8 protein-coding genes and 1 rRNA gene are annotated in these 7,760 nt (G+C 65.0%); all 9 read right to left on the minus strand.

The window, feature by feature from the left end; genetic code table 11:
* Positions 1 to 48 precede the first annotated feature (48 nt).
* The 9 genes from A9976_RS10435 to rrf all read right to left on the minus strand — a co-directional run bounded on the left by A9976_RS10435 (position 49) and on the right by rrf (position 7,709).
* Complete coding sequence (locus A9976_RS10435) at positions 49 to 711, minus strand: SDR family oxidoreductase (protein WP_013800385.1); 663 nt, start codon at positions 709 to 711, stop codon at positions 49 to 51.
* A 28-nt stretch (positions 712 to 739) separates the two neighbouring features.
* A complete protein-coding gene (locus A9976_RS10440) occupies positions 740 to 1,363 on the minus strand; it encodes a pyridoxamine 5'-phosphate oxidase family protein (protein ID WP_183018946.1) in 624 nt (207 codons plus the stop codon).
* Positions 1,364 to 1,415: 52 nt separating this feature from the next.
* Positions 1,416 to 2,597: an acetyl-CoA C-acyltransferase gene (locus tag A9976_RS10445; RefSeq protein ID WP_183018947.1), complete on the minus strand. Its 1,182-nt coding sequence runs from the start codon at positions 2,595 to 2,597 to the stop codon at positions 1,416 to 1,418.
* A gap of 46 nt (positions 2,598 to 2,643) precedes the next feature.
* Positions 2,644 to 4,431 carry a bifunctional isocitrate dehydrogenase kinase/phosphatase gene (gene aceK, locus A9976_RS10450; RefSeq protein ID WP_183018948.1) on the minus strand — a complete coding sequence of 596 codons (1,788 nt, stop codon included), beginning with the start codon at positions 4,429 to 4,431 and terminating at the stop codon, positions 2,644 to 2,646.
* A 33-nt stretch (positions 4,432 to 4,464) separates the two neighbouring features.
* Positions 4,465 to 5,127 carry a carbonate dehydratase gene (gene can, locus A9976_RS10455; RefSeq protein ID WP_183018949.1) on the minus strand — a complete coding sequence of 221 codons (663 nt, stop codon included), beginning with the start codon at positions 5,125 to 5,127 and terminating at the stop codon, positions 4,465 to 4,467.
* Positions 5,128 to 5,182: 55 nt separating this feature from the next.
* Positions 5,183 to 6,370, minus strand: a complete 1,188-nt coding sequence (locus A9976_RS10460; RefSeq protein WP_013800381.1) for an isovaleryl-CoA dehydrogenase — start codon at positions 6,368 to 6,370, stop codon at positions 5,183 to 5,185.
* Between the two features lie 43 nt (positions 6,371 to 6,413).
* Positions 6,414 to 6,872, minus strand: a complete 459-nt coding sequence (locus A9976_RS10465) for a PaaI family thioesterase (protein ID WP_183018950.1) — start codon at positions 6,870 to 6,872, stop codon at positions 6,414 to 6,416.
* A gap of 36 nt (positions 6,873 to 6,908) precedes the next feature.
* The gene (locus A9976_RS10470; protein WP_183018951.1) at positions 6,909 to 7,310 is read right to left on the minus strand and encodes a MerR family DNA-binding transcriptional regulator; all 402 of its coding nucleotides are present in this window, start codon (positions 7,308 to 7,310) and stop codon (positions 6,909 to 6,911) included.
* A gap of 286 nt (positions 7,311 to 7,596) precedes the next feature.
* Positions 7,597 to 7,709 (minus strand): 5S ribosomal RNA (gene rrf, locus A9976_RS10475).
* Positions 7,710 to 7,760 lie beyond the last annotated feature (51 nt).

Genomic DNA, 7,760 nt, shown 5'->3' on the forward strand with positions numbered 1-7,760 from the left:
TGTTTCGTTGTTCGTTGTCCCTTGCGCTGGCCGGATCTACCGTCGGATCTACCAGGCGATGCGCTGCCCGTCATGCCGCAGCATGCGGCCCCGGTCGGCCGGCGTGACGCCGGCCAGCGTGCGCACCAGGCCCTGCACGCTTTGCTCGACGGTGAAGGTGGCGGCCGCGCCACCCATGTCGGTCTGCACCCAGCCCGGGTCCAGCGCGACCACGGTGGCGCCGGGCCATTGCGGCTGGGCGCTGGCCACGACCATGTTGAGCGCGGCCTTGCTGACGCGGTAGAGCCAGGCGTCGGATTCGGCGTCGGCCAGCAGCGACATCTGGCTGGAGAACAGGCCGAACACGCCGCCCGCCGCCTCGACCAGCGGCGCCACCTGGGGCAGCACCTGCATGGCGCCCAGCACATTGGTGTGCATGACGCGGTCGAACTGCTCGCGCGTGGGCGGCGTGGCCGAGCTGTGGGCATCCCACACTCCGGCCACGTACAGCGCCAGCTCGATCTTCTCGCCGTCGAGCTGCCAGGCCAGGCCGCTGACGCTGGCCGGGTCGGCCACATCCACCAGCAGCACCTTGGCGCCCGTGGCCTCGACGCGCTCGCGGTCGGCCTCGCTGCGCACCGTGGCGACCACGCTGCGGCCCTGGGCCGCATAGGCCTCTACCAAGGCAAAACCAAGCCCGCGCGAGGCTCCCAACACCAGAGTGACTGCCATGTCTTTCGACCTTTCAAATGGAATGCGGTCAGCGGCCCTGCTCGCCCGCGATCTGCTTTTCGTAGCGCTCGACCATGGCCTCCTGCGTCTCGGTGGGCGCAGGCAGGCCGATCTGCTGGTGGACCATCTGGTTCACCGAGGGCATGACGTTGCGCGGCACCTGGGACTCGGGCTTCCAGAGCCGGGCGCGCATCAGTGCCTTGGCGCAGTGCAGATAGGCCTCCTGCACCTGGATCTCCAGAACGATCTTGGGCCGGAAGCCTTCGCTGGCGAACAGCGCCGTGTAGTGGGCCTCGTCGCGCAGCTTGGCCACGCCGTTGACGCGCAGGGTCTCGTCGAAACCCGGCACCATGAACAGCAGGCCGATGCGCGGATCGGCGATCAGGTTGCTGAAGCTGTCCAGGCGGTTGTTGCCGCCCGAATCGGGAATCAGCAGCGTCTGGTTGTCGGGCGCCTTGATGAAGCCCGGCTTGCCGCCGCGCAGCGAGGCATCCATCATCGCGCCCGCCCCGCCCCCCGTGGCCACGATGCACAGCGGCGACAGCGCGATGAAGCGCAGGCAGTGCCGGTCCAGGTCCACCTGCTGCTTGAGCAAGGCCCTCTCGGCCGGCATGGCATACAGGCTGCGCAACTGTTCTTCGCTGGTGATCATGGTGTGGAGGGCTCGATGAGGCAGGCAGGCGATGCGCCCGAAGGACCCGAGCTTAGACGAGTTCTATCGCCATTGCGGTGCCTTCACCGCCACCTATGCACAAGGTCGCCAGGCCGCGCTTGCCGCCACGCGCCTGCAGGGCGTGCAGCAGCGTGACCAGGATGCGCGCACCGCTGGCGCCGATGGGGTGGCCCAGCGCACAGGCGCCGCCGTTGACGTTGACCTTGTCGCGCGGCACGCCCAGCTCGGCCATCAGGGCCATGGGCACGACGGCAAAGGCTTCGTTGACTTCCCACAGGTCCACGTCCGCCGCCGTCCAGCCGGCCTTCTTGAGGGCCTTCTGCGTGGCGCCCACGGGGGCCGTGGTGAACCATTCGGGCTCCTGGGCATGCGTGGCATGGGCAACGATGCGCGCCAGCGGCTTGCAGCCCAGTTCCTTGGCCGTGGACTCGCGCATCAGCACCAGGGCGGCGGCGCCGTCGTTGATGCTGGAGCTCGAGGCGGCCGTGATCGTGCCGTCCTTCTTGAAGGCGGGCTTGAGGCTGGCGATCTTGTCCAGCTTGGCCTTGGCCGGGCCTTCGTCGATGCTGACCGTGACGTCGCCCTTGCGCGTGGAGACGGTGACGGGCGTGATCTCGGCAGCGAAGGCGCCGCTTTCCGTGGCGGCCTGGGCGCGCTTGACGCTTTCGATGGCGTAGGCGTCCTGCTGCTCGCGCGTGAAGTGGTACTTGGCAGCGCAGTCCTCGCCAAAAGTGCCCATGGAGCGGCCAGGCTCGTAGGCGTCTTCCAGGCCGTCGAGCATCATGTGGTCATAGACCTTGTCGTGGCCCATGCGATAGCCGCCACGGCCCTTCTTGAGCAGATAGGGCGCATTGGTCATGCTTTCCATGCCGCCCGAGACCACCACATCGCGGCTGCCTGCGACCAGCTGGTCGTGCGCCAGGATGGTGGCCTCCATGCCGGCGCCGCACATCTTGGACAGGGTCACGGCGCCCGTGCTGCGCGGCAGGCCGCCCTTGAAGCCGGCCTGGCGGGCGGGCGCCTGGCCCTGGCCCGCCATCAGGCAGTTGCCGAACAGCACCTCGTCCACTTTCTCGGGCGCCACGCCCGCGCGCTGCACGGCCGCCTTGATGGCGGCGCCGCCCAGATCATGGGCCGCGAGGTCGGCGAAGTCGCCCTGGAAGGCGCCCATGGGGGTGCGGGCTGCGCCGACGATGACGATGGGGTCTTGCATGCTTGTCTCCTGGGTTGTCGTGATGGTGAAAGAAAGGGAAAACGGGTCAGGCCAGCCAGCGGCTGCGCTCGTAGGGGAAGACATCGTGGACATGGCCTTCGCGGATGCGCTGCTGGTGCGCCTGCCAGAAGGCGGGGTCGAGCAGGTCGGCATGGTGGCGCATGAAGACTTCGCGCACGGCCGGGTTGCCCAGCAGAAAGGGCGCGAAGGTTTCCGGGAACACATCGCGCGGGCCCACGGGGTACCAGACCTCGCCGCTGAGCTCGTCCTCCTCGTTGCGCGGCGCGGGCACCTGGCGGAAATTGCAGTCGGTCAGGTATTCGATCTCGTCGTAGTCGTAGAACACCACCTTGCCGCCGCGCGTGATGCCGAAGTTCTTCCACAGCATGTCGCCCGGGAAGATGTTGGCCGCGACCAGGTCCTTGATGGCATTGCCGTACTCGATCACGGCGCTCTCCAGGCGCTGCCGCGGTGCCGGCAGGTCCAGCCCGTCATCGAAGCACTCCTGCAGCAGCATGTTCAGCGGCACCATGCGCCGCTCTATGTAGAGGTGGGAGATGATGACCTCCTGCCGGCCATCGCCGTCGCGGTCGCTGATCTCGACCTGGCTGGGCGCATGCTCCAGGATCTCGGCGATCAGCGCATCCGAAAAGCGCTCGCGCGGGAAGGCGACCAGGCTGTACTCCAGCGTGTCGGCCATGCGCCCCACGCGGTCGTGCTGCTTGACCAGGCGGTACTTGGCCTTGACCTGCTCGCGCGTGATCTCCTTGGGCGCGGCGAAGCGGTCCTTGATGAGCTTGAACACATAGGGAAAGCTGGGCAGGTCGAACACCAGCATGACCATGCCCTTGATGCCGGGTGCGATGCGGAACTGGTCGCGCGAATGGCGCAGGTGGTGCAGGAAGTCGCGGTAGAACAGCGTCTTGCCCTGCTTGGCCAGGCCCAGGGCGTTGTACAGCTCGGCGCGCGGCTTGCGCGGCATGAGGCTGCGCAGGAACTGCACGTAGGCGCTGGGCACGTCGGTATCGACCATGAAGTAGGCGCGCGCAAAGCTGAACAGGCCGTGGAAGTCCTTCTCGCCGAACAGCGCCGCATGCAGCACCAGCCGGCCGTTGTCGCCGTGCAGGATGGGCACGGCCCAGGACAGCTCGGCAAAGCCGTTGATGATCTTGCCGACGATGTAGGCGCCCTTGTTGCGGAAAAACAGGCTGGACAGCACCTGGATCTGGAAGTTGGCGTACAGGCGCATGGCCTGCAGCTGCGGCTCCAGGCGCTCGGCCAGGCGGGCGATGTCGCGCTCCAGGTCCTCGAAGGGGCGCTGCAGCGCGAATTGCTCCACGACTTCGCGCAGCGTCTGCGGCAGCGTCTCGCGCGTGGGGTAGAAGGCCAGGTAGGCCGGGCGCGCAGCCGGCTCCTGGTTCTCTATGTATTCCGTGCTGACGGCGGGCCGCACGAAGATGAAGTCGTTGTGGAAATGCGTGCGGTGCAGGATCTTGGTGGTGACCGAGTTGAAGAAGGTCTCGGCCAGCTCCGGCTGCAGGTGGTTGACCATGAGCCCGATGTAGTGGCGCTTGATCTGCTGCCAGACCGGCATGGGCTGGGCGCCCGCCGCAAATTCCTTTTCCAGCCGGCGCACGCATTCGCGCACGCGCAGGTCGTAGAACTCGATGCGCTCGCGCTGGGCACGCTGCTGGCCCAGCCAGTCGGCGGTTTCGAAGCGGTGCTTGGCCCGGGCGGATTCGGCGCGGAACAGGCGGTAATGGCGGTTGAAGCCATCCATCATCGCCCGCGCGATGTCGTGGGCAAGCAAGGTGTCCTGGGCAGGCATCGGCATGAAGTCTCCCGGGGTCCCGCCTGCCATGGCCGCTCAGTCGCGCTGGCGGCTGGCGACCAGCTCGACAGCCTCGGCATGGATGTTGGCGATGCCGCCGACACCGGGCACGGTCATCTGCAGATTGGTGATCAGGCCGTCCTTGAGGCCATAGCACCAGCCGTGCAGCGTGACCTTCTGGCCGCGTGCCCAGGCATCCTGCATCACCGTGCTCTGCGCCACGTTGATCACCTGCTCGATGGCATTGAGCTCGCACAGCGCGTCATGGCGCCATTGCGGGGACAGGCTGGCCAGCAGCGCCTGGTGCTTGTCGCGCACATCCTTCACATGGCGGATCCAGTTGTCGGCCAGGCCTACGCGCACATCCTCCAGTGCCGCCAGCACGCCGCCGCAGCCATAGTGGCCCACGACCATCAGGTGCTCGACCTTGAGCTGGTCCACCGCGTACTGGATGGTGGACAGGCAGTTCAGGTCGCTGGGCACGACCACGTTGGCCACGTTGCGGTGCACGAACACCTCGCCAGGCTCCAGGCCCGTGATCTGGTTCGCAGGGACGCGGCTGTCGGAACAGCCGATCCACATGTAGCGGGGCTTTTGCTGCGACAACAGCCCGGTGAAGAAACCGGGCCGGTCACGCTCCATCTGCCGGGCCCATTCGCGGTTGTGGACAAACAGTTCTTCGATGGAGGTTGTGCTCATAAGCAATCCTTTTGTTGGGTCAAACTCAAGAACGGCGCGGCAGGCGGGTGCAGGATCAGCAGGTCTCTGCGAACAGCTCGCGGCCGATCAGCATGCGACGGATCTCGCTGGTGCCGGCGCCGATCTCGTAGAGTTTCGCATCCCGCCAGAGGCGACCCAGTGGGTATTCGTTGATATACCCATTACCTCCATAGATTTGAACGCCTTCGCCGGCCATCCATGTCGCCTTCTCGGCGCACCACAAAATGACGCTGGCGCAGTCCTTGCGGACCTGGCGAACATGCTCCGTTCCCAGCAGATCGAGGTTTTTGGCGACCGTATAGGCAAAGGAGCGACCCGCTTGCAGCACGGTGTACATGTCGGCCACCTTGCCCTGGATGAGCTGGAACTCGCCAATGCTCTGGCCGAACTGCTTGCGGTCATGGATGTAGGGCACGACGTTGTCCATCACCGACTGCATGATGCCCAGCGGCCCGCCGGTCAGCACGGCACGCTCGTAGTCCAGGCCGCTCATCAGCACCTTGGCGCCGTTGTTCAGCCCGCCCAGCACGTTCTCGGCCGGCACCTCGACGTTCTCGAACACCAGCTCGCCCGTGTGGCTGCCACGCATGCCCAGCTTGTCCAGCTTCTGGGCAATGGAAAATCCCTTCATGCCCTTCTCGATCAGGAAGGCGGTCACGCCGCGGGCGTTCAGCTCGGGCTCGGTCTTGGCGTACACCACCAGGGTGTCGGCATCGGGACCATTGGTGATCCACATCTTGGTGCCGTTGAGCAGGAAGTAGCCGCCCTTGTCCTCGGCCTTGAGCTTCATGCTGATCACGTCCGAGCCGGCGCCGGGCTCGCTCATGGCCAGCGCGCCCACATGCTCGCCGCTGATCAGCTTGGGCAGGTACTTGGCCTTTTGCGCCTCGTTGCCGTTGCGGTTGATCTGGTTCACGCAAAGATTGCTGTGCGCGCCATAGGACAGGCCCACCGAGGCACTGGCACGCGAGATTTCCTCCATCGCCACCATGTGGGCCAGGTAGCCCATGTCGGCGCCGCCGTACTGCTCGGACACGGTGATGCCCAGCACGCCCAGATCGCCAAACTTGCGCCACAGGTCCATGGGGAACTGGTCGTCGCGGTCGATCTCGCCGGCGCGCGGTGCAATCTCGGCCTGTGCGAACTCGCGCACGGCATCGCGCAGCGCGTCGATGTCCTCGCCCAGTTGGAAGTTCAGGCCCGGCAGGTTGGAAAGGCTCATCTCGTGTCTCCTGTGGAAATTTGGTGAAAGAACGCCGCCCGGCTCAGTCGGCCAGATCGCGGCCCTGCACGCACATCAGCGTGCAACCCATGGTGGCAATCAGTTTTTCGCGGCCTTCGTCGATGGCATAGGCGCGCCCCTCGGTCACGATGATCGTGCGGCCCGGCTTGATCACCCGGCCTTCCATGCGAAAGCGCTGGCCCTTGGCGGGGGCCAGCAGATTGATCTTGAATTCGATGGTGAGCACGGCAGCATCGGCCGGCATCAGGGTCAGCCCTGCATAGCCGCAGGCGGAATCCAACGCCGTGGAAACCATGCCGGCATGCAAAAAGCCATGCTGCTGCGTCAGCCCTGGCGCCCAGTCCAGACAGACATCGACAGCTCCGGGCTCCAGCAGGAACAGCTCGGCGCCCAGGGTGTGCATCGCGCCCTGGCGTGCAAAACTGTCTCGCACACGGCGGGCAAAGTCGCTGTTGGCAGGTTCCAGTCGGAGCGTGGTCAAGACAGGCCTCACAAATTACGTTTACGTAAACGTCAATTATGAAGCATTTTTCCCATCCAGGTGTTTCAACAGAGTGCGGGCCTCGGATTCCTGTTCTCGCACCTCGGCCAGGTTGGCCTGCAGATCGGCCAGGCGGTCCTCGAGCTGGCGGCGGTGCACAGCCAGCACTTCCAGGAATTTGCGCAGTTGCACACCCGTGTCGCGGGGACTGTCGTAGAGATCGATGATCTCCTTGGCCTCGTTCAGAGACAGCCCCAGGCGCTTCGCGCGCAAGGTCAGGCGCAATCGGGTGCGATCACGCGGACTGTAGACACGGTTGCGCCCGCCAGGCCCGGCACGCTCGGGCTCAAGCAAGCCCATGTCCTCATAGAAGCGGATGGCCCGGGTCGTGAGATCGAACTCCTTGGCAAGATCGCTGATGGTGTAGGTAGTCGACATGGCTGGAGAGTCCGCCGGCATCCACAGCCGGCGGCCATGGGAATGCGACGTTGACGTTAACGTCAATGCTAGCGGAATTAGCTGCAGGAAACTGCGCCGGATGTCGCATCCGGGTGCCGAGAAAGAAGCCATGCAGGCATAAAAAAGAGAGCGCGTCAGCGCTCTCTTTTTTTGGGATGTCCGTTTTGGATGTTCGTTTTGGCTGCTCTGCCTGTTTCCCCGTTTCCTGCAGCCCAATGCAAAAAACCCCGTAGCTTTGGGCTACGGGGTTTCTTGGGCTGTAAGAGCCTGACGATGACCTACTTTCACACGGGAACCCGCACTATCATCGGCGCAAAGTCGTTTCACTGTCCTGTTCGGGATGGGAAGGAGTGGTACCAACTTGCTATGGTCATCAGGCATAACTTTTTGTCATGCTGCTCACCGAGCAACACAACCAATTCATAACTT

The organism is Delftia sp. UME58, from assembly GCF_014170385.1.
In the GTDB taxonomy this organism is placed as follows: Bacteria; Pseudomonadota; Gammaproteobacteria; order Burkholderiales; family Burkholderiaceae_C; genus Comamonas; species Comamonas acidovorans.